The sequence below is a fragment of the Bacillus sp. EE-W1 genome, assembly GCF_009760835.1.
GTDB classification, from domain to species: Bacteria; Bacillota; Bacilli; order Bacillales; family Bacillaceae_G; genus Bacillus_A; species Bacillus_A wiedmannii.
The window spans coordinates 26,040-48,512 of the sequence record NZ_WIPE01000101.1 but is presented as its reverse complement, the minus strand read 5'-3'; the positions used below and the strand labels follow the sequence as shown (position 1 = coordinate 48,512).

The 22,473-nt window shown below is 36.0% G+C and carries 28 protein-coding genes and 1 pseudogene; 16 read left to right on the top strand and 13 right to left on the bottom strand.

Going from position 1 to position 22,473, the window contains the following annotated elements:
• Positions 1–32 precede the first annotated feature (32 nt).
• On the bottom strand, positions 33–269 hold the full coding sequence (locus GFJ36_RS25440; protein ID WP_000431158.1) for a NifU family protein: 237 nt from the start codon (positions 267–269) through the stop codon (positions 33–35).
• Between the two features lie 206 nt (positions 270–475).
• Here GFJ36_RS25440 and GFJ36_RS25435 point away from each other — a divergent pair, with 206 nt between their 5' ends.
• The 5 genes from GFJ36_RS25435 to GFJ36_RS25415 all read left to right on the top strand — a co-directional run bounded on the left by GFJ36_RS25435 (position 476) and on the right by GFJ36_RS25415 (position 4,002).
• Positions 476–784, top strand: a complete 309-nt coding sequence (locus tag GFJ36_RS25435; RefSeq protein ID WP_088608542.1) for a YuzD family protein — start codon at positions 476–478, stop codon at positions 782–784.
• Positions 753–1,631, top strand: coding sequence for a nucleotidyltransferase domain-containing protein (locus GFJ36_RS25430; RefSeq protein WP_097907392.1), 879 nt, complete (start codon positions 753–755; stop codon positions 1,629–1,631). The genes GFJ36_RS25435 and GFJ36_RS25430 overlap by 32 nt, the downstream gene beginning before the upstream one ends.
• 97 nt (positions 1,632–1,728) lie before the next feature.
• A complete protein-coding gene (locus GFJ36_RS25425; protein WP_098082237.1) occupies positions 1,729–2,406 on the top strand; it encodes a CPBP family intramembrane glutamic endopeptidase in 678 nt (225 codons plus the stop codon).
• 112 nt (positions 2,407–2,518) lie between these two features.
• Positions 2,519–3,187, top strand: a complete 669-nt coding sequence (locus tag GFJ36_RS25420) for a hypothetical protein (RefSeq protein WP_098082236.1) — start codon at positions 2,519–2,521, stop codon at positions 3,185–3,187.
• Between the two features lie 11 nt (positions 3,188–3,198).
• Positions 3,199–4,002, top strand: a complete 804-nt coding sequence (locus GFJ36_RS25415) for a leucine-rich repeat domain-containing protein (protein ID WP_098082235.1) — start codon at positions 3,199–3,201, stop codon at positions 4,000–4,002.
• Positions 4,003–4,004: 2 nt separating this feature from the next.
• Here GFJ36_RS25415 and GFJ36_RS25410 read toward each other — a convergent pair whose 3' ends face one another.
• On the bottom strand, positions 4,005–4,616 hold the full coding sequence (locus tag GFJ36_RS25410) for a DUF4304 domain-containing protein (RefSeq protein ID WP_157349778.1): 612 nt from the start codon (positions 4,614–4,616) through the stop codon (positions 4,005–4,007).
• A gap of 194 nt (positions 4,617–4,810) precedes the next feature.
• On the opposite strand from GFJ36_RS25410, the gene GFJ36_RS25405 reads away from it, so the two are divergent.
• From GFJ36_RS25405 to phnA, 3 genes are all read left to right on the top strand, one after another.
• On the top strand, positions 4,811–5,185 hold the full coding sequence (locus GFJ36_RS25405) for a hypothetical protein (RefSeq protein ID WP_098082234.1): 375 nt from the start codon (positions 4,811–4,813) through the stop codon (positions 5,183–5,185).
• Positions 5,186–5,435: 250 nt separating this feature from the next.
• Positions 5,436–6,233 (top strand): DUF2628 domain-containing protein, encoded by a 798-nt coding sequence (locus GFJ36_RS25400; RefSeq protein WP_141542777.1) that lies wholly within the window; start codon positions 5,436–5,438, stop codon positions 6,231–6,233.
• Positions 6,234–6,467: 234 nt separating this feature from the next.
• A complete protein-coding gene (gene phnA / locus GFJ36_RS25395) occupies positions 6,468–6,809 on the top strand; it encodes an alkylphosphonate utilization operon protein PhnA (protein ID WP_048528370.1) in 342 nt (113 codons plus the stop codon).
• Positions 6,810–6,901: 92 nt separating this feature from the next.
• On the opposite strand, the gene GFJ36_RS25390 is transcribed toward phnA, so the two are convergent.
• From GFJ36_RS25390 to GFJ36_RS25375, 4 genes are all read right to left on the bottom strand, one after another.
• A complete protein-coding gene (locus tag GFJ36_RS25390; protein ID WP_088608534.1) occupies positions 6,902–7,699 on the bottom strand; it encodes an ABC transporter permease in 798 nt (265 codons plus the stop codon).
• Positions 7,683–8,342: an ABC transporter ATP-binding protein gene (locus GFJ36_RS25385; protein WP_088608533.1), complete on the bottom strand. Its 660-nt coding sequence runs from the start codon at positions 8,340–8,342 to the stop codon at positions 7,683–7,685. Before GFJ36_RS25385 ends, GFJ36_RS25390 begins: the two co-directional genes overlap by 17 nt.
• 54 nt (positions 8,343–8,396) lie before the next feature.
• Positions 8,397–8,570 (bottom strand): aspartyl-phosphate phosphatase Spo0E family protein, encoded by a 174-nt coding sequence (locus GFJ36_RS25380; RefSeq protein ID WP_060488142.1) that lies wholly within the window; start codon positions 8,568–8,570, stop codon positions 8,397–8,399.
• 233 nt (positions 8,571–8,803) lie between these two features.
• Entirely contained in the window at positions 8,804–9,874 is a 1,071-nt protein-coding gene (locus GFJ36_RS25375) for an NAD(P)/FAD-dependent oxidoreductase (RefSeq protein WP_000682062.1), read from the bottom strand.
• 350 nt (positions 9,875–10,224) lie between these two features.
• Between GFJ36_RS25375 and GFJ36_RS25370 the strand changes: the two genes are divergently transcribed.
• The 4 genes from GFJ36_RS25370 to GFJ36_RS25355 all read left to right on the top strand — a co-directional run bounded on the left by GFJ36_RS25370 (position 10,225) and on the right by GFJ36_RS25355 (position 13,131).
• The gene (locus GFJ36_RS25370) at positions 10,225–10,464 is read left to right on the top strand and encodes a YuzB family protein (RefSeq protein WP_000595024.1); all 240 of its coding nucleotides are present in this window, start codon (positions 10,225–10,227) and stop codon (positions 10,462–10,464) included.
• A 239-nt stretch (positions 10,465–10,703) separates the two neighbouring features.
• Entirely contained in the window at positions 10,704–11,570 is an 867-nt protein-coding gene (gene dapF / locus GFJ36_RS25365) for a diaminopimelate epimerase (protein WP_000077407.1), read from the top strand.
• A gap of 41 nt (positions 11,571–11,611) precedes the next feature.
• The gene (locus GFJ36_RS25360; protein ID WP_000573830.1) at positions 11,612–11,965 is read left to right on the top strand and encodes a HesB/IscA family protein; all 354 of its coding nucleotides are present in this window, start codon (positions 11,612–11,614) and stop codon (positions 11,963–11,965) included.
• 242 nt (positions 11,966–12,207) lie between these two features.
• Positions 12,208–13,131: a tyrosine-type recombinase/integrase gene (locus tag GFJ36_RS25355; protein WP_242016035.1), complete on the top strand. Its 924-nt coding sequence runs from the start codon at positions 12,208–12,210 to the stop codon at positions 13,129–13,131.
• 112 nt (positions 13,132–13,243) lie between these two features.
• On the opposite strand, the gene GFJ36_RS25350 is transcribed toward GFJ36_RS25355, so the two are convergent.
• From GFJ36_RS25350 to GFJ36_RS25340, 3 genes and pseudogenes are all read right to left on the bottom strand, one after another.
• Positions 13,244–13,603: a DUF6572 domain-containing protein gene (locus GFJ36_RS25350; protein ID WP_087986034.1), complete on the bottom strand. Its 360-nt coding sequence runs from the start codon at positions 13,601–13,603 to the stop codon at positions 13,244–13,246.
• A 15-nt stretch (positions 13,604–13,618) separates the two neighbouring features.
• Complete coding sequence (locus GFJ36_RS25345; protein ID WP_157349777.1) at positions 13,619–14,557, bottom strand: WXG100 family type VII secretion target; 939 nt, start codon at positions 14,555–14,557, stop codon at positions 13,619–13,621.
• 511 nt (positions 14,558–15,068) lie between these two features.
• A pseudogene (locus tag GFJ36_RS25340) lies at positions 15,069–15,557 on the bottom strand (recombinase family protein); the annotation flags it as partial.
• 78 nt (positions 15,558–15,635) lie between these two features.
• Here GFJ36_RS25340 and GFJ36_RS25335 point away from each other — a divergent pair.
• Positions 15,636–15,740: a methyltransferase gene (locus GFJ36_RS25335; RefSeq protein WP_241661622.1), complete on the top strand. Its 105-nt coding sequence runs from the start codon at positions 15,636–15,638 to the stop codon at positions 15,738–15,740.
• Positions 15,741–15,846: 106 nt separating this feature from the next.
• A complete protein-coding gene (locus tag GFJ36_RS25330) occupies positions 15,847–16,200 on the top strand; it encodes a YxeA family protein (protein WP_064472480.1) in 354 nt (117 codons plus the stop codon).
• Between the two features lie 28 nt (positions 16,201–16,228).
• Here the strand turns inward: GFJ36_RS25330 and GFJ36_RS25325 are convergent, their stop codons facing one another.
• Positions 16,229–16,690 carry a 2-thiouracil desulfurase family protein gene (locus GFJ36_RS25325; protein ID WP_097891424.1) on the bottom strand — a complete coding sequence of 154 codons (462 nt, stop codon included), beginning with the start codon at positions 16,688–16,690 and terminating at the stop codon, positions 16,229–16,231.
• A gap of 77 nt (positions 16,691–16,767) precedes the next feature.
• On the opposite strand from GFJ36_RS25325, the gene GFJ36_RS25320 reads away from it, so the two are divergent.
• Positions 16,768–17,649 (top strand): helix-turn-helix domain-containing protein, encoded by an 882-nt coding sequence (locus GFJ36_RS25320; RefSeq protein WP_157349776.1) that lies wholly within the window; start codon positions 16,768–16,770, stop codon positions 17,647–17,649.
• Positions 17,650–17,666: 17 nt separating this feature from the next.
• On the opposite strand, the gene GFJ36_RS25315 is transcribed toward GFJ36_RS25320, so the two are convergent.
• The 3 genes from GFJ36_RS25315 to GFJ36_RS25305 all read right to left on the bottom strand — a co-directional run bounded on the left by GFJ36_RS25315 (position 17,667) and on the right by GFJ36_RS25305 (position 20,681).
• Positions 17,667–18,914: an MFS transporter gene (locus GFJ36_RS25315; protein ID WP_046959971.1), complete on the bottom strand. Its 1,248-nt coding sequence runs from the start codon at positions 18,912–18,914 to the stop codon at positions 17,667–17,669.
• Between the two features lie 175 nt (positions 18,915–19,089).
• Entirely contained in the window at positions 19,090–19,566 is a 477-nt protein-coding gene (locus tag GFJ36_RS25310) for a GyrI-like domain-containing protein (RefSeq protein ID WP_097891428.1), read from the bottom strand.
• 125 nt (positions 19,567–19,691) lie between these two features.
• Positions 19,692–20,681 (bottom strand): NAD(P)/FAD-dependent oxidoreductase, encoded by a 990-nt coding sequence (locus tag GFJ36_RS25305; RefSeq protein ID WP_048542263.1) that lies wholly within the window; start codon positions 20,679–20,681, stop codon positions 19,692–19,694.
• 462 nt (positions 20,682–21,143) lie between these two features.
• On the opposite strand from GFJ36_RS25305, the gene GFJ36_RS25300 reads away from it, so the two are divergent.
• Positions 21,144–22,352: an NAD(P)/FAD-dependent oxidoreductase gene (locus GFJ36_RS25300; RefSeq protein WP_000856605.1), complete on the top strand. Its 1,209-nt coding sequence runs from the start codon at positions 21,144–21,146 to the stop codon at positions 22,350–22,352.
• The last annotated feature ends 121 nt before the right edge of the window (positions 22,353–22,473 follow it).

Here is a 22,473-nt window from a genome sequence, read left to right as displayed (position 1 = left end):
GCGATTCTGAACGAGCCGCTTCCGCTTTTAGATTAAAATACTTGTTCTACTTCAATAACGCCTGGTACTTCTTCTAGTAATGCGCGTTCGATACCAGCTTTTAGTGTGATTGTAGAACTTGGGCAGCTTCCGCAAGCACCCATAAGGCGTAATTTTACGATACCTTCTTCAATGTCTACTAATTCAACGTCTCCGCCATCGCGAAGTAAGAATGGACGTAATTTATCTAATACTTCTAGTACTTGTTCTTCCATATGTGGGTTTTCCATTTTTATCGACTCCTTTCATCAGTTTTATTATAATCAAGATAGAGGGGAAAATCTATTTTTTCTGTTCTTGTTTTAATGTCGAAATTTTTTATCATGTTTACAACGTGTTTTTTCAGTATAGGGGTATGGAATAAGTTTGTAAAATGATGTGCTTATGTACTAAGACATCTGAATATACTGTTGAAACAAGAAGTGGGGGAAAAGAAATGGTTAATGTGCAAGTGTATGGGACGAAAGTAATTTGTGCGAGCTGCGTTGGAATGCCATCTTCAACAGAAACATTTGAGTGGCTACAAGCGGCGATTGGTCGTAAATATGAAGGACAAAAAAATAAATTTAATTTCGAGTATATTGATTTTCAAGAAGAACAAGAAGATGAAGATAAAAAAGCATTCGCAGAGCGCGTAGTGGAAGAAGATCTATTTTATCCGGTCGTTCTTGTAAATGGAGAAATTGTTGGAGAAGGAAATCCTCGTTTGAAGGATGTTTACGAAGAAATCGAGAAATATTTATAAAACAGGAAGCCTTTGCGAATTTGCGAAGGCTTTTTTTAATGGAGGGATAGATGTGAAAAATGGAGTGAAGCATGCGTTACCAACAGAAGTACGACAGTTAATGGAGCGGTACACAGTAGAATTAAAAGAAATTTTTTTAGATGAAAAAATAGTCGGGGTATATATTTACGGCTCCATCGCACTCGGTGCATTTCATGCAGAAACGAGCGATGTTGATTTTATTACAGTAATAAGTGATTCCGTGAATGAAGCTGAAAAACAGCAACTTGTCGAACTTCATAAGAAAATTAGTGGTAGTACGTTAGGTAAGAGAATGGATGGTATGTATATTCCGCTTGCTGATTTAGGGAAATACAATGATGAAATGAATGAGTACGTGTATTGTGCAGATGGTAAAGCGAATGTAGGTCATTGGGATATTAATGCGGTCACATGGTGGACATTGAAAAATCAAGGTATTACAGTTACCGGGAAAGAAGCGGAAGATCTTCCGTTTCAAATAAGGTGGGACGATGTAGTCAATACGATGAAATACAACGTAGAACAGTACTGGAGTGAAAAAGCGAAGCAGCCGTATTTATTTTTCATAGAAGAGTGGGTAGAATCAGCAGTCGTTACGATGGGCCGTATTTTATATACACTAGATCATAAAACAATCGTTTCAAAAGATAGTGGATTGCAATACTTGTTAGAACGTTCAGGGGAAGAATGGGAGCTTTTATTAAAAGAAGTAGCGAGAATACGGCAGAATCCAAAAGAAAAGCGAATGCTCTCAAGGTGGAGAAGGGCAGATATGACGAGGAAGTACTTATTGCATTTAATTGAAACATGTAGAGAGAAATGGTAGGGGAAAAACCGACGATGCAGTAAATTGTATCGTCGGTTTTTGTGTTGAGAATGGTATATAATGGATTAAAAGGTTTAATTATACTGGAGGGGATAGGATGAATACAGAATTAACTACTTATGAAGAAAAGAATGTAGCAATAAGTATGCGCGAAGTAATTAGCATGATAATAATTATTTTTGGGGTAATGTATGGAATTGTTTTTTTGAACATTATATATGACTCTTCCTTATATCCATGGTATGTAGATCATCTTATTCCACCTTTAACATTTCTTACTATTATTTTAATATATGCACCAGCAAGAAATTGCTGTGTGCAGTTAGTAAAATCAATGCAGTTTAATAATTTAAAACATTATGTAAAGATAGTAATGACGATGATTGTACTACTTATATATCTTGCAGTATTAAATTTAGTTTTACCACATGGGCTTGGTGTGAATGAATCTAATATAGTAATAAAGCCTACTAAAAGTGAAATCATTTTATACGTAGTTGTACTCACCACTTTTGCACCGATTTGGGAAGAACTTTTATTTCGGGGGATGTTTTTCACGAAATTATCTCAGCGCTTTTCTACACTTAGTAGTGCCGTTATAAGTGCTGTTATCTTTACTTTAGGTCATCCCCTTACAGTAGGGAGTGTTTTATATATTTTTGGTGGTGGTATATGTTTAGCTTATACGTATAAGAAAACAAATAACTTACTCGTCCCATGGGGGATTCATTTATTAAATAATGCATTTTTTATATTAGTAAATTTTCAACCGTAAAAAGACGCCTTTTGAAAAGGGCGTCTTTCGTATTTTGTAGTAGGTAGAAAAGGCTTTACAAGTATTATGTAGAGGAAAGATAATAGAAAAAATATGTGTATGGGGGAAGATGATGAGTAAATATAAATTACATATAAATAAAGAACAACTATGGAAAGGTTGCATCTTAAAGTCGATTGCAAATGCAATTTTTGTAGCACATGCTCCTGATTTCTCACATGAAAGTTCATGGGATGAATTTAACTATAGTATGCAAGATAGTCAAGGAGGAAGAGGGACAATTACGTTTCATCCGGATTATACGATCGTATGTCTTCAAGATGTGAATAGTGAAAGAATTGATGAGTGGATTGATGCAGCAAATTATTTTGAAGGGGCACCTTCGGAAGTGATAGACATTGCGAAAGAAGAAGCACTTCAATACGTATTAGAAGAAGTAGAAGGCGAAACAGTTCCTTTCATTACAACAGCATTTTGGATTGAGGAGAGCGGTGCATATTCAATTGATTCATTTGAAGAGATGGAAGAGCATGGCGGATTTTTATTAGAAATCCCACTACTTAATCTGCAATCAGCAATGGAAAGATTAGAAGAAGAGTATGAGCTGACAGAAGAACAAATAGAGCTTTTAAAACTCGTGTATGAGAGAAAAATCCAAAATCCAAATGAGGAAATTATGTTGTCTAAAGAAGAGGTGGCGATGATCGGAACTGATGATAGTGAAGGATTAGAAGTGAGTAAGGAGTCGTTTGAAGAGCTGAATGTTACTTGGGAGTTGTAGGAGAGGATAAAATGTTTCCGATTGGTGAGCAGCCGAGGATTATAAAGGACTTGGAAAATGTTACTGCTAATTTAGAAGAACTAGCGATTGAGGGGAAAACAAAAAATATAGAACGATTAGCATCTTTACACGTTAAGAAATTATGGATTTTCGCAGTAAATCAAAAACAGTTTGAACATATTCTTTCGTATGCTCGTCCCGATATATTATATGTTTACGAAATGAGGGTAGAGGATTTAAGTGGCCTTCAGAAGTTATCAGATTTACAACAGTTGTATATGTGCTGGAATACAAAAGCGAAGACGTTATGGGATATCGAGTATAATAAAAAACTCAAATCCTTACTAATTGATGATTTTTCGAAGCTAGACGATTTAAGTGCTTTAAGTAAGTGTCCACAACTTAATACCTTTTACATGGGTGGTGGGATAAATACAGCGATGAAAGTACAAACTTTACAACCACTCGCTGCATTACAGTATTTAAAAAAACTTACTCTTATGAACTTAAAGGTTAAAGATGATTCGTTAGAACCTTTAATACAATTAAAAAATTTACGGGAGTTAAGTTTATCTAATCAATTTAAGGTGGAAGAGTATGCAAAATTATCTGTAGCATTGCCATATACGGAATGTGAATTTTTCAAACCATGCGTATATATGAACGATGCAATAGAAGGAAAAAATATAATGGTGATTGGGAGAAGAAGACCACTCCTTAATTCGAAAATGGATACGGTAAAGATACAAAAGTATGAAGAGCAATTTAAAAAGTTACAAGAGGAATATAAAGCACTAGTAGAAGGTACAATGTAATTTCACATTGTACCTTCTACTAGTTTTTTCATATACATATCAACTTCACGAAAGAAAACTTGCTCTTTTTCCTCGGTATTAAGATGTACAGCACAATGCAAATATTGCTGTAAGTAGCGGTTAGCTTGTTCGTACTGTTTTAATTTGTAGAAAGAGAAACAAGTAAGAAGCAAGAATGCTTTTTCTTGTAATATTGGAACGACAGCTAGCACCGGAGTAATAGCGTGTATATTTGTTTTTGCTAAATTTTCATAAGACGCCCACACTTGAAACCAGTCGAAAATAGTAGAAAGGTAATTCGGAATGTTGATAGTTTCATGTGAAACATTATGCAATAACTGGTTCTGGTTCATATGTATAGGCTCTATTCTCGTTTGTAGAATGCAATCGAATATTGAAATGCTTTCTTTTAGTTGTAATTGACCCGTAATAAGTTGCGGGAGACCAATTGGATGAACCCCGATGTTTATATAAAAACTATCTTCAAACTTGCTTTTTTGTATGTTAATGAGCTTATAAAATCCGTTTTCAGCTTTGCGAAATGTGTGTCTTTTTTTCTTAAATCCAAGTGGTTTTAAAGCAGCGTGCAAATGTGTAATGAAATTTTTCTCCATGACACCCTCCTCTAATGAGAACAATATTTACTTTTTATCATAATGGAACGTAGTGAAGTTTTGTGAAAAAACCCCTTCTGTTCAAACTATACACTTCATATTTAATCACCTGAAATAGTAGTTTTATGAACTTTATTTTATATATTATAGTATGACTAAAGCTAGGTTTTTTAAGAGAGAATGGAGAAACTATTATGATGAATCACAATAAAATTAAACAACTTTTAGAATATGTAGATCGTGCAGAGGATAATGAAGTTGAGTTAGAGTATGAATTTGAACCAATGACAATAGAACTATTTAATAGTGAAGAGATAGAAGAAGGACAACTTGGTTATAGCGTTGATGATGAAGGTCAAAGTTTAATTGGGAATGAAGAAGGAGATTGGAAAGAAGGATGGATTGTAATTGGACTAGATTCATATCTTGGGGATCCAATCTTTATAGATAGTAATGATAAGAATTGTCCGGTTTATACAGCTATGCACGGTGAGGGAGATTGGGAGCCGGATTGTATAGAGGAACGTATAGAAGATGTTATTGAGAAAGTGAAAGGTAGTTTGAAATAGTAAAAAGTTAGTAAGGTGTTTCAAAATAATTTTGAAACATCTTTTTTATGAATATACAAAATGATTAACTTAGTGTATTAAACGTATCATTCATAAGTATTCTAATATATTTAAAAGTAAAATGAAATAATAAACGGATAATTGTCGCAATATATTCGATTTCCGTTCATTTTTATGAAATATATGTACTTTTTGTTAGATTCCTTCTTTTTGTTTCTATAAGATACATGTATGTAGAAATAAGAAAAGGATGATGTACGTGAAGGACACTGTTTTACAAGAAACAATTTCTTCGCAACAGTTACATACAGTCGTTCAAAAGAATACGGCGTATTATGACTTTAAGTGGGGGAAAGTAGAAAATCCAGCGCAAGGGAATACGTGGAATTGGGTAGCCTTTTTCTTCCCAACTTTTTGGTTAGCTTATCGTAAAATGTATAAGTTGTTTATTATACTTACGTTACTGGCGCTACCTAGTATACTTATCCCCCCTTTTATAGACATTCCAGATGGGATTTTTTTATCAATTAGTTTAGTTTTTCAATTAGGAATGATGATATTTACTGGATGGCAAGGAAATCGTTTATATTATAAGCATGCTGTCCGTATTTTACATAAGGAAGAAAATATGCCAGATCATGAGAAGGCATATTACTTACAATTAAAGGGTGGCGCTAGTTTTGCTGGTATGGTTGGTTTACACATCATAGTAGGGTTAGTATTTGGCGGAGCCACGTTCGGACTCTCCTTTTTACCAACTGAACCAAATATAAAAAACGTTGTTCGTGCAAGTGATGAAGGATTTACTTTAGAGATTATGACGGATAATCCAACGTGGAAGCTTGTAACGAAAGAAAAAGATTATGATGTAGTAGAATTTACTGGTTATGATTATACAGAGAAGAAAAACGTAAAAATTAAATTTGCTGTTTATTTCAGTGAAGACTATTTTGAATGGCAAGAAGTATATGAGAATAATAAGAAATTAAGTGAAGAAGAGTTAGAAGAGTATCAATTTTACATTGAAGAAAATAGTTGGGGGTTCTAGTGAGAACTCGTTCATTTTGAAAAGAAGGATCTTGTGAAGGTTCTTCTTTTTTATTGGAAACACCATACGAATTAAAAATTTGTAAAATACAATAAAAAATGAGAATTTGAGGTAGGGTTGTCAATAACGTGAGACTATGGCACTATAAAGAAATGCTATACAAATTTTATTTATCGAGATGTAAACATCAATTTTGATTTTTACGTATAAATAATGAACGGAGGAAATGAATTTATGGCTACTTTACCTAATTGTCCAAAATGTAATTCAGAATATACGTATGAGGATGGCGTTCTTTTCGTATGTCCAGAATGTGCTCATGAGTGGGGCCAAGAAGCAGAAACTGAAAATAATGATGGTGCAAAAGTTGTAAAAGATGCGAACGGAAACGTTCTTCAAGACGGCGATGCTGTTACTGTTATTAAAGATTTAAAAGTAAAAGGAACTTCTTCAGTTGTGAAGATCGGTACGAAAGTAAAGAGTATTCGTCTAGTTGATGGCGATCACGATATTGATTGCAAAATCGACGGTTTCGGAGCTATGAAATTAAAATCACAGTTCGTTAAGAAGGCGTAAATAAAAAGAGGAGGCGATTAGCCTCCTCTTTTTTATTGTCATTTTTTATCGGTAAGTCGATATAATTTTATTTACCATGAACAGTGCAACATTTACTGTGCACCATAGTCAATCTCTTTCAACTGACACCGCTTATTAAAGAATGTTTTATATCCAAGCTGTAAGAAGATAATAACAGCAAAGGCAGTGCTTCCTGAAATACCAAGTATAATGGCGATTTGATATTGAATGGCTGTAAATGGTGATACACCAGATAAGATTTGACCAGTCATCATGCCTGGTAAGCTTATAATCCCCATTCCGACCATAGAATTGATCGTTGGTAAAATAGCAGAGTCAAAAGCGTCTCGTATGAGCGGCGCAGCGGCTTCTTTCGGTGTTGCGCCGAGCATAAGTGCGCCTTCAATTTGACCTCTTTGCGATTTCATATTATTTAAGAACGTATTTGCACCAAGGGAAACACCTGTCATCGCATTCCCAACTAACATTCCCGTAATCGGAACGATATATTGCGGTGCATACCAAGGGTCGTGCCCGATAATAACAAAGATAAATAGTAGAAGTGGGCCAATTGATCCGGCAACCATGGAAAGCGCGGCTACTCGTTTTAATTCTTTAGACATCGGGATATTGACTCGTTTATAAATATTAAAAATTGCAAAGGTAGTAATAGAAGTAATAAGAGCAATTGTATAAAATGGATTACTATTTTCAAATACGTATGTAAGGACATATGCAACAAGTACGAGCTGAATCGTCATACGGAATGTTGCGAGCGCAATTTGTTTTTCACGAGGAATCCCTTTTAATTTTACAAGTCCAATTAAAATAAGAATAAAAATATATGCAGCGGCAAGTTGCCAAATTTGGAGTTCAATAACGCCCTTCAACTGAGAGCACTTCCTTTCTAGTTGCACCGTTTGTTTTACTAATTTCAATAATATCGTCTGCAATTTCTTTTGGAAGTTGTTGTGAGTGTGTAATGAAGATAACTGTTTTTTTCTTTTCTCTTGCTAGCATAGTAAATTGTTTCATAACGCGGCGTTCTGTATCGCTATCTAGTGCCGAGGTTGGTTCATCTAATAAATAAACAGGTGGATCCATAAGTACGATACGTGCAAAAGCAAGTCGTTGTTTTTCTCCGCCTGATAATGAATCAGCGTTGTCTTCTAAATTTTTTTCTAAGCTAACAGTCGTTAATGCGCTTCGCAAGGCATCATCATTTGGAAATGTTTTTTCAGAAAAACGAAGTCCCATTAATAGATTGTCTTTAATCGTTCCATCAAAAATAGGTGGCGTTTGCCCAAGCATGACTACGTCACGTCGTAATTGAATTGGAGGATAATCGGAAATTTGTTTTCCGTTATATTCAATTGTACCGGATGTTGGAGATTGCAAATCATTTAGCATGCGGAGCAATGTACTTTTTCCGCTCCCACTCTCACCGATAATACATGTGATTTTTTCTTTTTGAATCTGTAAATAAGGAATTTGTAGTATATCTTTATATGTAACGTCTTTTAATATAAACATAGATGGCTCCTTTCTGATTCTAGTTCTATCGTATCAAAAAAGAGAGGATAACGGTTATAAAGAACAACGTTTTTTCTTCGTCTTGAGTTCTATTAATAAGTTAAGTAAACGATCTAATTCTTGGCTGAAAGAAATCACTTTATCATGAGTGAATCCGTACTTTTCAACGAGATAGATCAATTCTATCTTCTTCGCTTCTATTCGATCGTTTAGTTTCGTTAAGTTCATAAGTGAAATGGAATACCTCCTGTAAAAGTATTTACAACATAAAAAATAAGACCGAATGACTTCGGTCTTAAAGGAAATAATAAAACAACTTATAAATAGCATACACTGTTTATCAATAGTTTTTAATATAAAAATGAAAAATAAATCATCATCCATATTGAGAAAGATGTGTCTGATAATTATATTTTAACTCATAAAAGAGACTGCCTATTTAGTAGACAGTCTGTAAAGTATTAACCTTTATGATATTTGTACATCCAAAGAAGACCGGATTTTAATAATCTCGGTACACGTCCCATTAATGGTTGGTTTGCTAGTAAACCGAAGCCGTGCTTCTTACCAAGAGAGCCGAGAACACCTTTTAATTTAATTACAGGTAGTTCGTCAGGAAGTGGTTCATTATTCCAACGTTTTAATAATATTTGGACAATTTGTTCTCCTTGACCTTCAGCAAGTTGTGCAGATGGAGCGTGTGGAAGTGCTGCGCAATCTCCTACAACATACACGTGCTCGTTATTTGGAATATTGTGATATTTTGTTAAAACAACCCGTCCGCTACCATCTTGTTCAACTGGAAGGTTTCGAACAACTTCATTTGCTTGAATACCAGCTGTCCAGACGATTGCATCACATTCAAGTGGTTCATCGTGGTTGTACACAATATTTGGTTCTACTTTTGTAATGTTAGAGTTTCGTATAATAGTAACCTTATGTTTTACGAACCATTCTTCTACGTATCTACTTAATTTTTCTGGATATGGGAATAGAATTCTATCTTTTCGATCAAATAAGTGAATTTTTAAATCAGAACGGCTTTCGCGAAGTTCACTTGCAACTTCAACGCCACTTAATCCAGCACCAACGACAGCTACTGTTGCGTTTGGTTCTAGACTATTTAATTGTTCATATGTCTTACGTGTTTGTTCAATCGATTGTAGGCTATGTGTATATTCCTTCGCCCCAGGAACGTTATGATATTTATCCTCACAGCCAAGACCGATAATTAAATCATCATATGGGATTGCTTCGCCGCCATCGAGATGAACAGCTTTTTCTTCGAGATCAATATTTGTTATTGTGCCGTATTGAATATTGAGGCGTGGGTGCTCGGGAAACGGTATACGAATATGTGTTTCTGAAATAGTACCCGCAACTAATGCATAATATTCAGTTTTGAAGCAATGGTATGGTACTTTGTCGATTAATGTCACTTGTACATCATCTGGAAGTTGGTTGCTTGGAAGTAGCCGCTGCAGAATTCTCATTCCACCGTAGCCGCCACCTAGTATTACGAGGTGTTTCATGATGGATTACCCCTTTTCTGTTGAAATATCCCCTAATCATACAATTTTATATTAATAAAATATTTTGACTTTACTCAATCAAATTATATCGAATTTGTGAACAAATAACAATGCATGAATGAATACTCTGTTGTACAATAAGAAGAAAAGTAAAGTAAACTGTTTTTCCTTTTTAATTACTATTTCATTGCGAGTAGCATGTTATATAAAATAAGTCCATCTACTTTGAAGTGAAATAGTGAAGTAACTAAATAGTTTAGAATGTATAACGAAAACAACAAGAGACAGCTTAGTTTTCTTCTTATAGATAGTCAGAAGGTAATTTGTTTTGTAGTACAGGGGGGAGAATTTTGATTAAACCATTAATTGAATTTTGTGTAGGTAACCTTGCGAGTGGTTCACAAGCAGCTTTAGAGAAATTAGAAAAAGATCCGAATTTAGATGTAATGGAATATGGTTGTTTAGGATATTGTGGTATTTGTTTTGAAGGGCCGTTTGCACTTGTAAATGGTGAAGTCGTACAAGGTGCTACAGTAGAAGAACTTGTCCATAATGTATATGAGTATTTGGATGAAAATCCAATGTTTTAAGGTGTTGCAATCAGCAGCACCTTTTTCTATTAGATAAAATCTTCTTTCGCGGGGGAGGATAATATTGTATATAAATAAAAAAAGGCCCTTGTAGAAGGGCTTTTTTTCTTACACAATTTGTGCAAGAATGGCTCATCGCCAAATGTTGTCAAATATGAGAAACGGGGGACATTCATATTGTGTTCTAAAAGCGTGCATTTTATACTTAAAATAACAAACTATTTTTGGAGTGAATACAAATGAGCCAATTTTCTTTTACAAAAATGCATGGTCTTGGCAATAGTTATATATATGTAAATATGTTTGAAGAACAAATTCCTGAAGAAGATTTAGTTCTTGTGGCGGAAAAGGTTTCAAATATTAATACTGGTATTGGAGCAGATGGAATGATTTTAATTTGTCCATCTGACGTAGCTCCGGTGAAAATGCGCATGTTTAATAATGATGGTTCAGAAGGAAAGAGCTGTGGTAACGGTTTACGCTGCGTAGCGAAATATGCGTATGAGCATAAACTAGTAGAAGAAACAGTTTTCAAAATTGAAACGTTAGCTGGTATTGTAACAGCGGAAGTAACGGTAGAAGAAGGGAAAGTTACATTAGCGAAAATCGATATGGGAGCACCGCGTTTAACACGTGCAGAAATACCGATGCTTGGTGAAGGTGAAACACCATTTATTCGTGAAAACTTCTTATACAATAATCATCGTTATGCATTTACAGCTGTTTCAATGGGGAATCCGCATGCGGTTATTTTTGTTGATGATGTAGAGCAAGCACCTCTTACAACACTTGGTCCAGTCCTGGAGACACATGAAATGTTCCCAGAGCGAGTAAATGTTGAATTCGTCGAAATTTTGAATGATGCAGAGATGAACTTCCGTGTTTGGGAACGTGGATCTGGTGTAACACAAGCTTGCGGAACAGGGGCGTGTGCTGCAGTTGTAGCCTCTATTTTAAATGGGAAAATGGAACGTGGTAAGGAAATTATAGTTCATTTAGCTGGTGGCGATTTAATGATTGCATGGACAGAAGAAGGTAATGTGTTAATGAAAGGACCAGCGGAAGTAATTTGCCGCGGAGTGTATGAGTACAAGATAGAAGCGTAAAGATGTATAATAGAATGAGAACAGAAAGGATGGTGTATTTCATGATTGAAGTAACAGAACAAGCAGCTTTTCAAATTAAAGATATGTTAAAAGATGCTGAAGATGGAGAGAAGTACGTGCGCCTTGCTGTACATGGCGGCGGATGTACTGGCCTTTCTTACGGCTTAGGATTTGAAGTAGAACCAAAAGAAGACGACACAGTTCTTGAATTTTTCGGTGTTGAATTTGTTATCGATACAGAAAGTGCTCCAATTGTTAAAGGAGTAAAAATTGATTATAAACAATCTATGCTTGGCGGTGGATTCACAATCGACAATCCAAACGCAATCGCATCATGCGGATGTGGATCATCTTTCCGTACGGCGACGAATGCTGGTAAGCCAGAAGAGTGCTAGTACGAAAAAGTGCGTCAAATCAACGTTTTTAGTATCGAGATATTAGCGTGAAATCTTTTCGTAAACATGAAGCGTATAGGGTGAGGATGGAGAATTGAGGGCGGTAGATAACGTTCGAAATTCGACCATACACAAGTAACTAAGTGTATCTACGTAACCCTACTGCGCATCTATAAGGATTAATAATACCGACCCTTCTTGACGGTGAATTACAAAATTCATTCGTTGAGGGGGGTTTTTTATTGGCATTAAAACGTAAGAAGAAGCGAGCTGAGCGCACTACGCACAAGTCGTACCCTAAGATAACCTTACGGCAAGCTCTCGATATAGCGATAGCAGGTAAAAAAGCAGAGGGTCTGCGAGAACGAACGCTAACAGACTATATGAAGATGTGGGGCTATTTTACCGATTGGCTTGCAGAAAATTATTCCGATATAGATTATGTTAACGAACTTACAGCAGATATTTTCCGTAACTATATTAACTATTTACAGTACGATGCCATACGTTACGATGGTCACAAGTTTATTACTAATCGAGAAGAAAGAGGGTTAAAAGAAACGACAATTAATATAAGGCTGCGTACTTACCGCTCAATGTTGAATTACTTAGAGCGTGAAGAGTTAATAGAGTACAATCCGATGGACAATGTAAGATTGTTGCGTCAAGACATAGACCTTACGAATTGTTTAACAGAGGATGAAGTAAAAGCGGTCTTAGCGCAACCTAATCAACGAGATTATGTAGGTTTTCGAGACTTTGTAATTATTAATTTGTTATTAGATAGCGGGTTACGTATTAATGAGGCTCTTAATTTACGAGTGGAAGAGATTGATTTTAAAACACGCTTTATAACGTTGACGGGTGAACGGAATAAAAACCGCAAACCTAGATATGTACCAATATCGGCATTTGTTGCGAAGCTCTTACTACAGCTTATCGAAGAGAATAGGGCGCATTTTAAAACAGACCGCATATTCCTTTCTTGCTTCGGTGAGTTACTAGGAGCGAATCATTTTAATAAGCGCTTAAAGTATTACGCAGAAAAGGCAGGTATTAAAGGTAAGAAGGTAACTGCGCATGTTTATCGTCATACGTGGGCTAAAAATATGATTTTAAACGGCTGTGATCCATTTACATTACAGAAAATAAAAGTAAAATCTTAGTGCAGTCGCAGTAAGATTCGGACTAGCTGTATTTGCGGCAAATATTACAGATATGATAGGTGCTTGGCGAAAGCGGAGAGGGAAATAAAAAAAAGCGGCGTTTATACGTCGCTTAGTTAATTGTATTATCTGTTTCTTTAATCTCATCATATGGCTCATGCACGTATTGAAAACCGTATCCCGCTTCTACAAGGACTTCGTCAACCTTTTCTAAAAACTCTTTGCCCCATTTAGTGCAACGATGTTTACCGTAGATTTTAATAACAAAATTATACCCTTTTACTTCGGGATATCTTTCGTAAACTTCTTCACTTTCTATAAAACCTAAATACAAATTGATTTTTTCTTGCAGTAACTCAATATGTTTTTCTTCATCAGTCCAGTCTAATTCATCAGCAATGACTAAATAGGCTATTTTTTCTTCTTGATTGTAGCCCATAAAGTCAACTTTTTCTAATTCATATAAAGACATAAAAACACCTCTTATCTATTGTTTTCTTCTAATTTCAACTTTAGTTGGAGGTATTTCCGTGCCACCTACAAATGGTGGTTTTCCTTTACCTACAACTGTTGCGCCGTGTTCTTCAATTTCGGGAATCGCAATTTTTTGTTTTTTAGTAAGGGGAGCAGTTGGCGAACCTTTTGCTTCAACTATTCTTATATCTTCTAAATCTTTATTCGCCCCTAGAAAATCAAGCCTTGTCTTTGTCCCTGTTTTATTAGTCTTTAAAGTTATTTGTTCTACTACTGTATCTACTTCTTTTGAGAAGTCCTTATATACTTCTTTTTCAAATGCTCTCCCAGTTGCTTGATTTATTCCTATTTGTACCTGTCTTTGGGCTTTTACTGCTTCCGCGGTCTTGTCTATCTTTTTCGCAGTATCTACGGCATCAGCTACCTTTTTGGCACCTTTAACTACTTTTATTCCTTTTCCTAGCGGAGTAAGACCCGCAAAAACCATAACACCAGCGCCAGTGCGATCCCACCACGAAAGCTTTTCGCCAGTGTCAGGATCAACACCTTCCATAACGCGTCGCACATCGTATTCACCCGATAGCTCGCCCGCTAAGTCTCTAGCAGCTTTCTCTAAACTATCGTCACCTTTTTTCGAAGAAGATGCACTAGCTGCGGTCTCACCTTCAACTAGATTGCCGTCGTACTCAGCATCTGCCGTGCGGAATTTTTCCGCAGCTCTTTCTAGTTCGTCAGCTATTTTATCGAATTCCATTAAAACAGTGAACATTTTCGGCTTAGCTTCGTTAAACATTTGATAGAAATGTTGACTGGTTGCTCCTATCCAGGTCGCGGCAATGTTTTCTGTTTGATTATATAAATCGTTATGTATCTGTTCTAAGGTGTACCGTACGTCCTTTACTGTCTTGGCTGCTTGCTCTAAACGTTCAGGTGTTACTTTTATTTGTACCATACCATCCCTTCTTTTCTTAATATTTTTGCAAGAAAATTATACCATATATATGCATTGGTCGATGTGTGATAAAAGGACATATTTGCGGTATGTAATGAAAGTTATCGAAAGCTATGAAAAGCTATTAATTTGCATTCGAATGTAATAGAATGTAGCGTTATCTACCATTTGATGTGCGGAGTAAGTTAGCGTTTTATATTTATGTGTAGCGAAAGTTGGTAAAAGTTATCGAAAGCTATAAAAGGTTAATTGATGTAAACTCGTATAATATTTTCGATGAAATAGCGAACCCCTTGCGACTGTAATGTTTACGATGATTTACGTGTAACTTAAATGGTTACGTGAATTTACAAAATAAGCGATGTCACGGGGGGAAATATCGTCAGATTGGCGTGTGTGTAGCGCTGTGGTTGGCGGCTATATAACTGCTGCTCGTTCTGCTGGAGGGAGGTCTTAAAACTCACGGGGTTTATTCTTTACGTACCTAATCATAAAAAAAAGACACCGCCAATTACTGCGCTGCCTCGTATTCTTTTATCTTCTTATAGAACGTTGCTTTCTTCATATTAACAGCCGCCATAAACTCGACTGCTTTTATCTTTCCGCCTTTCCAATCGCAGTATAAGTTATCCCAGTTTTCGGGAAGTGCCATAACAGGACGCCCGAGGTGTTTTCCCTTCGCTGCTGCTGCGTCGATACCTTCACGTTGACGCTCTTTTATCGTTCTTCTTTCTTGTTCTGCGATAGATGTATAAACCTCGATAATAATATTATTAATCATATCAATAACCCAGTCTTGACCCGCTGGTATGTCTGCCATAGTCGTAGGTAAGTCGATGATTTTAACACGAATCTTTTCTTTCTTGAAGTATTCAAGGTATTCTTTTATCTGCGCTTTGTTTCTGCCTAGTCGGTCGATAGATTTTATATAGAGCGTATCACCTTCACGCATTGCTTTAAGCATATTCTGAAAGCCCTCACGCTCGAAGTCCTTACCGCTAGTTGGTTGAGTAAGGAATTATTATTTTTCATCTATTTTCTTACGATTGTTGTCTTTTGCATAATTAGAGGTCGGTTTATGTGTATGAAGAATTTTAATGAAGTAATAGCAACTCATCTGAGTTTAGAATCCGTACTCATTCCAATTGGTGACGGGATGAAGGTTTCTAAAGTGAAGAAATAATTATTATCTTACAAAAGTGTAATGTTCATGTCATGTTTTTGAATTTCTTCTTTAAGCTATGGGCTTTAAGATAAGAATATAAGAAAAAACATATGAGGTGAAGGAAATGAAAAGATATATTGCACTGTTTAGTATTTTAGTTGTATTCGCAAGTTTGTTAGTTGGTTGTGATATTAACCGTATGGGGAAAGATGAGTATTACGTTCAAATCACAGCTGATGGAATTGAAAAAAATGAGAAGTTTGATAACGGAGAGCCACATAAATATTTCGAGTATAAATTAAAAGGATTCGATAAAGGTGGAGAAGAAAAAGAATTAGAATTCACAGCTCCAAAAAATCTTCGTAAAGATGCATTCTTACGTGTATATCACTCAGATAAAAAAGGTGTAACAGCTTGGGAAGAAGTAAAGAAAGATGAGCTTCCTGCGAAAGTGAAAGAAAAACTAGGTGCAAAATAAGAAAGAAAAAAGGAATTGACGAACAGGGTCAATTCCTTTTTATATTCTCAAAATCCTCTTCTGAAATGACTTTAAATCCATGTCTTTTGAATAAAGCAGTTGTTACCCCGTAACCAGTTTGTTTATTCCCGTTAAATTCTCCAGTGTAAATCGTAGAACTACCACAAGATGGACTGCGTTCTTTCAAAATAATATATTCTGGGTGTAAACCTTTCATTTGTTCTAGAGCTTTATAAGCACCGCTCACGAAAGCTGCTGTGACATCTTCACCGTCTTTTGTCACCACTTTTGCTTTTCCATCTAAAACGTCATCGCCATTCCCCCCAATAATTTCAGCTGAAGGACGAGGCGTTGATAATCCTCCTAATACTTCAGGACAAATGAGGACTGTATCTTCTTGTTGCAGTAGCTCCTCTATTTTTGAAACGAGATTGTCATTTCCATCATACCGACAAGCGATACCACCTAAACAAGCGCTAATTACGATCATATTGTCACCTCCAAAAAAATTTAAAATATCCCGCCAATTTTTCTTCCTGACTCTTACCTATAAATGAGGTGATAAAAATGGGAAGCTTATATAATTTAATGAAACCATATAGTGAATTTCGAAGTAAAGAAGAGTTTAATACATATCAAAAACAAGTTTTGAAGTGCTATCGATTTGAATTAAATAAAACGGATACAACCATCATTCATTTTTTAGGGAAGTATGCGGTGAATGAGAAACAAAAAACAGTGGGAGTTGCTTGTCCGTTAATGGAGACGATTGCTACGAAAGTTGGAAAGAGCATTCGTACAGTACGCCGTTCAATTGCAAAGTTAGAGGAACTAGGAATTATAAAGCGTGTTGCGACAAAAGAAAGACATAAGCGCGGCGGATATAGTGCGAACTTATATGTATTTCTTACATCTGCAATTGACCGCATGGATGACCGTATGAAACTGTCCGCATGTGAAAGTGAGGATCGTGTAGATAGCTGTAGTAAAAATGAGCAAAAAAGTGAAGGGGAAACAATTTTTTCTAAAAACATTCCACAAATAAAAGAGAATAGAAAAGAAACGTACGAACTTGATGAGACGTATTGCCGTCATGATATACCGAAGCCTTTTATATACGCACTTGTGCCAATGACGCGTAATCCGAAAAAGATTAATATATTTTGGAGTAAGGTGGAACTTGCATATAAAAAGAGCGGGTTACTAGAGCAAGGTGTTTTACTGGAGCAAATATTAGCTGATGAAGAAGTGTATGGAAATTTCATTTGGCGAGTAAAGAGTGTTGTGAGAGCGTATAAATACGGGGAAATCCGTAAAAATGTGAAGGCTCTTTTATATAGTACAGTGCGGGATTTATTTTTAGAAATTGGATTAGAATGGGGAGCAGCCTTGAGAAGAAGTAAGGGGATACCGTTATTTGATCCGTTTAAAAAAGAGCCATGCGTATAACACATGACTCCAAGTAGTTAATCAAACTTTCTTACAACTGGAACACGAATCGCTACAAATAGTACGAAGACGATAACGGCGATTGCACCGCTTTTCATAACGGTTACGATTGGAATTCCTATTGCAAGTGCGATTGATGTGAATGCATAAGAAAGCGGGATAAAGCCCATTGATGAGAGCATAAGTAAACTCATTACGCGTCCCATCATTTCTTCTTTTACTGTCGATTGAATCATCGCCATAAGCGGAACGATAGCCATTGCAATTGTAATACCGTAAAACATGCCAGCTAATAATGCTTGCCACAGTACGGTGCTAAAGTTGATGGATAAGAAGAATACACCAGATAGTAGCATCATGATAATGCAAAATAGACCGCGTCTACGATTAATATTTTTTAAACCGACAATGACAGCGCCTATCGCCATTCCGCCTCCTACAGATGCTTCTAAGTAACTAAACTGAAGCGAGTCACCGTGCAGAACATTTTTAACGAAAAGCGGGAAACCGACTTGCATTGGACCGATTAAAAATAAGTTTAAAAAGGCACTACAAATAAGGAAGGTTGAAAGGAATGGTGATTCCTTTACATATAAGATTCCTTCTTTAATAGAAGTGAACATGCCTTTGTCTGTATTTTGCTGTTCTGGCATCGTAAATTGTATTTTTTGAACGAGTATGGCTGCAACGATTAGTAATAAAATCGTGATCGAAAAGATCGTTTCATAGTTCGTAAATTTGATAAGAATTCCGCCAAGTACAGGGCCTAAGATGACCGATGCTTGATTTGACATTTGTGTAAGTGAGTTTGCTTGTGTTAAACGGCTTTTTTCTACAAGTTCAGGCAAGATAGATCCATCAGCTGACCAGAAAAAAGCATCAGCAAGCCCAAAGAATAAAGCGAATAAAGCAAATGTATATAGTGTTACATCACCTACGATGAACCATGTAAGGATGGTTGCGACGAGAATAGCACGAATAATATTAGAATAAAACATAATGTTTTTTTTCGGGAATTTATCAGCTACAGCACCGCCGATAATCATAAAAATAAGCCTTGGAACACTAAGAGCTACGAAAACAACACCGAGTGAAGCCTCAAGGTTTAATGTTTTTGCTATGTACCACGTTTGTGAAAAAGTAAAAAAGGCTAAAGCAAAACTTGAAAAAAGAGTAGCTGCCCAAAGAAAAAGGAAATTCGTATTTTTTAATAACGGTTTCGCATTTTCTTTTAAAGCAGATTTATTTTGTTGTAGTTCCTCCATATTGCTTCCTTTCTATGTGACAAATTTAAACTGAAAAACCTATTAACAATCGTTTTATACAGTTTCTAATATTTCTATACTACACTTTCTCATTGTAGACAATAATGTTGGGTTTGCACAGTGGCTATTTAACGACAAAAAAGAAGATACCAAATGGTATCTTCTTTTTTGTCGTTCAGGCTAATGCAATATAAATATCCAATTGTACGTTGGTTGGATCTGTTGCTTTTTCATCATAAAGCTCAAAGTCTGTTGTAAAAGCACGTTTGTTTTCTTTTGACCATTGCCAAATATATTCCCAAGCCTCACAAACGACTTCAGCAACTGGCCCCTTTCTCGTTGTAAATACCGCATACGTAGCAGCAGGTATTGTTAAAGGTGTCATATTTTCAGGTGCGTCTTCTAATGAAGAAACGGGCATACCGATCGTAAATTGATATGTACCAGTTTCATCTGATTCATAATTTGAGTAGAACGCGAATGTTTCTTTCGTTTGTTGATTTGGGATGTGATGCATCATTTGTTCTTGGAAGTATTGGTTCCAAAGCCCTGGAATTTTTCCTTCAGTAGATGCCTCTATTTCATTTGTCGTCGTAATCGAAATACCGATTGCTTGGAAAGCTTCTTTTTTTACGATAATAGGTTCTTTCATTTTAAAATATCCCCCTCATTGATAAGAACGTTTGTTCTTATTGATTGTAACATATTTTGGAAGGATACGGTAGCACAATAACAAAAGAACTCCTTCGCATAAAAGGAGCTCTTTTCATTTCTATATTAAAACATACTAGAGCTGTGCATCGGTTGAAGTTTTGCGTTTGGATCGAAGTAAGCTTTTGCATTGTTTACTGCTGTTGGTGCTTCACCGAAGCCGCAAGCAATGAGTTTTACTTTTCCTTCATATGTACAAATGTCACCAGCAGCGTAAATGCCAGGAATATTTGTTTCCATTTTCGAATTCACGAGAATGCTGTTTTTTTGTATATCTAAGCCCCAATTTTTAATTGGGCCAAGAGAGGAAACGAAGCCGTAGTTTACGATGACATCATCCACATCGATGATAATTTTTTCTTCCGTTTTTATATGCTGAAGAACGACTTGTTCAATGTTGTCATCACCAATGAGTTCTACTGGTATGTACGGTGTGCTTACTTCTGCACGAGAATTCATTAAGCTTTCTACGCTATGTTCATGTGCACGGAACTTATCACGGCGATGAACGATTGTAACTTTTTCAGCGATCGGCTCTAACATCATTGTCCAATCAACAGCTGAGTCGCCGCCGCCAAATACTACGACGCGCTTACCAGCAAATTTATTCATATCATCAACGAAATAATGTAAGTTTTTCTTTTCATACTTTGCTGTACCTTCTAATTCTAAGCGGCGTGGTTGGAAAGCACCATTGCCAGCAGTAATAATAACTGATTTAGAATAGTGAGTTTGCTTATTCGTAACAAGTTTAAATATACCGTCAGCTTGTTTCTCAAGCGTATCAACAGCTTCTTCTAAACAAACGGTTGGATCAAATTTCTTCATTTGCTCTTTTAAGTTATCAACTAGTTCTTGTGCGCGCACTTTTGGAAATCCAGCTACATCATAAATGTATTTTTCAGGGTAGAGTGCGGATAATTGTCCTCCAAGTTGAGGTAAGCTTTCAATGATTTTTACACTTGCTTGTCTCATACCGCCATAAAATGCTGTGAACAGCCCTGTTGGACCACCACCAATAATCGTTATGTCGTAAACTTTTTGATTTTCTGCCACTTTCATTCCCCCTATAGATGGAATTTTGATATTGATTTCATATATTGTTCATATGTACACGAAAATCCTGCAAATGATGACACTTTCAAATAAATGATAGCATATTTGAGTTCATAATACTTCTGAAAACGACTGAATTGTGTGTAAGTTTTCGCATAGATGCTTTTTTAATTGTATAAAATATGGTGAAAGGAAAATACATGAAAAAAAGGCTGAAAAACCCTTGAAAACGCTATGTTATTTTAAAATATTGATAATTCTCCAGACGCTTGAATTCTGGAATAAAACCGACTAATATAGGGAAGTATTATGTTAAATTTCTATGACAAAATTCGTACGATTTTTTGACTGCGTTTTGTTATGATATAGAATGTGATAAATTCCACATTCTTGACAAATATAGTTTTTAGTACTTGGTATTATTTTTCATTACTATTATATAAAGAAAAGGGTTGTGATTTGGTGAAGACTCCAAAAATCGTAGTTTTAGGTGCAGGTTATGGCGGGATGATTACGACTGTTCGTCTGCAAAAAGCATTATCTGTAAATGAAGCTGAAATTACGTTAGTAAACAACAACAGCTATCACTACCAAGCGACTTGGTTACATGAGAGCGCAGCTGGTACATTACAAGATGAAAAAATCTGTCTAGATATTCAAGACGTTATTGATACAAATAAAGTGAACTTTGTACAAGACACAGTAGTAGAAATTAAAGCTGCTGAAAAACGCATCATCTTAAAAGACGGCGAGCTAGAGTATGACTATTTAGTAATCGGTCTTGGTTTCGAATCAGAAACATTCGGAATTACAGGATTAAAAGAGCATGCATTCTCAATTGCTAACATTAATGCAACTCGTGAAATTCGTGAGCATATGGAAGCTAGTTTCGCTAAATATGCAACTGAAAAGCGCGATGAGTTAGTAACAATCGTTGTTGGTGGTGCTGGATTTACTGGTATCGAGTACGTAGGTGAGCTTGCAAACCGTGTTCCTGAACTTTGCAAAGAGTACAATGTACCACGTGAAAAAGCACGTATTATCTGTGTAGAAGCTGCTCCGACAGCACTTCCAGGTTTCGATCCGGCATTAGTAGAATACGCTGTAAAACAACTTGAGAAAAAAGGTGTAGAATTCCGCATCGGTACAGCAATTAAAGAAGCAACTGAAGAAGGTATTATCGTTGCAAACGGCGATGATACTGAATTAATTAAGTCTGAAACAGTAGTTTGGGCTGCGGGTGTTCGTGGTAACGGTATTGTAGAAGAGTCTGGCTTTGAAGCAATGCGCGGACGTGTAAAAGTTGATGAGTACATGCACGCTCCAGGATACGAAGATGTATTTATGGTTGGTGACGCAGCGTTAATCATTAACGAAGAAATTAATCGTCCATACCCACCAACGGCACAAATCGCAATTCAAGAAGGTTACAACATTGCACACAACTTAACTGTGTTAGTTCGTGGTAAAGGCGAAATGAAAAAATTCGCATTCGACAATAAAGGATCTGTATGTTCTTTAGGTCATGACGATGCAATGGGCGTTGTTATGGGCAAAAAGTTAACAGGTTGGAAAGCTTCCTTCATGAAGAAAGTTATCGATAACCGTTACCTATTCTTATTAGGTGGACCTTTATTAGTTCTTAAAAAAGGTAAATTAAAGTTCTTTTAATATATAGTAGAAAAAGCAGAAACGGCTAAGAGCTGTTTCTGCTTTTTTCATTTAAAAAATATAGTATAATATATAAAAAAGAAAGAATATTCTGTCCGTTCTGATAGAGGAGGGTATTACA

What these genes read in the sequence shown, in the direction of transcription:
- GFJ36_RS25410 (WP_157349778.1), bottom strand. Translation starts at nt 4,616, where the DNA reads ATGGAGAAAAATTTCATTACACATTTGCACGCTGCTTTAAAACCACTT.
- GFJ36_RS25360 (WP_000573830.1), top strand. Translation starts at nt 11,612, where the DNA reads ATGATTGAAGTAACAGAACAAGCAGCTTTTCAAATTAAAGATATGTTA.
- GFJ36_RS25350 (WP_087986034.1), bottom strand. Translation starts at nt 13,603, where the DNA reads ATGTCTTTATATGAATTAGAAAAAGTTGACTTTATGGGCTACAATCAA.
- dapF (WP_000077407.1), top strand. Translation starts at nt 10,704, where the DNA reads ATGAGCCAATTTTCTTTTACAAAAATGCATGGTCTTGGCAATAGTTAT.
- GFJ36_RS25440 (WP_000431158.1), bottom strand. Translation starts at nt 269, where the DNA reads ATGGAAAACCCACATATGGAAGAACAAGTACTAGAAGTATTAGATAAA.
- GFJ36_RS25380 (WP_060488142.1), bottom strand. Translation starts at nt 8,570, where the DNA reads ATGAACTTAACGAAACTAAACGATCGAATAGAAGCGAAGAAGATAGAA.
- GFJ36_RS25345 (WP_157349777.1), bottom strand. Translation starts at nt 14,557, where the DNA reads ATGGTACAAATAAAAGTAACACCTGAACGTTTAGAGCAAGCAGCCAAG.
- GFJ36_RS25420 (WP_098082236.1), top strand. Translation starts at nt 2,519, where the DNA reads ATGAGTAAATATAAATTACATATAAATAAAGAACAACTATGGAAAGGT.
- GFJ36_RS25425 (WP_098082237.1), top strand. Translation starts at nt 1,729, where the DNA reads ATGAATACAGAATTAACTACTTATGAAGAAAAGAATGTAGCAATAAGT.
- GFJ36_RS25335 (WP_241661622.1), top strand. Translation starts at nt 15,636, where the DNA reads ATGTGTATGAAGAATTTTAATGAAGTAATAGCAACTCATCTGAGTTTA.
- GFJ36_RS25435 (WP_088608542.1), top strand. Translation starts at nt 476, where the DNA reads ATGGTTAATGTGCAAGTGTATGGGACGAAAGTAATTTGTGCGAGCTGC.
- phnA (WP_048528370.1), top strand. Translation starts at nt 6,468, where the DNA reads ATGGCTACTTTACCTAATTGTCCAAAATGTAATTCAGAATATACGTAT.
- GFJ36_RS25385 (WP_088608533.1), bottom strand. Translation starts at nt 8,342, where the DNA reads ATGTTTATATTAAAAGACGTTACATATAAAGATATACTACAAATTCCT.
- GFJ36_RS25330 (WP_064472480.1), top strand. Translation starts at nt 15,847, where the DNA reads ATGAAAAGATATATTGCACTGTTTAGTATTTTAGTTGTATTCGCAAGT.
- GFJ36_RS25415 (WP_098082235.1), top strand. Translation starts at nt 3,199, where the DNA reads ATGTTTCCGATTGGTGAGCAGCCGAGGATTATAAAGGACTTGGAAAAT.
- GFJ36_RS25400 (WP_141542777.1), top strand. Translation starts at nt 5,436, where the DNA reads ATGATGTACGTGAAGGACACTGTTTTACAAGAAACAATTTCTTCGCAA.
- GFJ36_RS25325 (WP_097891424.1), bottom strand. Translation starts at nt 16,690, where the DNA reads ATGATCGTAATTAGCGCTTGTTTAGGTGGTATCGCTTGTCGGTATGAT.
- GFJ36_RS25375 (WP_000682062.1), bottom strand. Translation starts at nt 9,874, where the DNA reads ATGAAACACCTCGTAATACTAGGTGGCGGCTACGGTGGAATGAGAATT.
- GFJ36_RS25320 (WP_157349776.1), top strand. Translation starts at nt 16,768, where the DNA reads ATGGGAAGCTTATATAATTTAATGAAACCATATAGTGAATTTCGAAGT.
- GFJ36_RS25315 (WP_046959971.1), bottom strand. Translation starts at nt 18,914, where the DNA reads ATGGAGGAACTACAACAAAATAAATCTGCTTTAAAAGAAAATGCGAAA.
- GFJ36_RS25430 (WP_097907392.1), top strand. Translation starts at nt 753, where the DNA reads ATGTTTACGAAGAAATCGAGAAATATTTATAAAACAGGAAGCCTTTGC.
- GFJ36_RS25310 (WP_097891428.1), bottom strand. Translation starts at nt 19,566, where the DNA reads ATGAAAGAACCTATTATCGTAAAAAAAGAAGCTTTCCAAGCAATCGGT.
- GFJ36_RS25405 (WP_098082234.1), top strand. Translation starts at nt 4,811, where the DNA reads ATGATGAATCACAATAAAATTAAACAACTTTTAGAATATGTAGATCGT.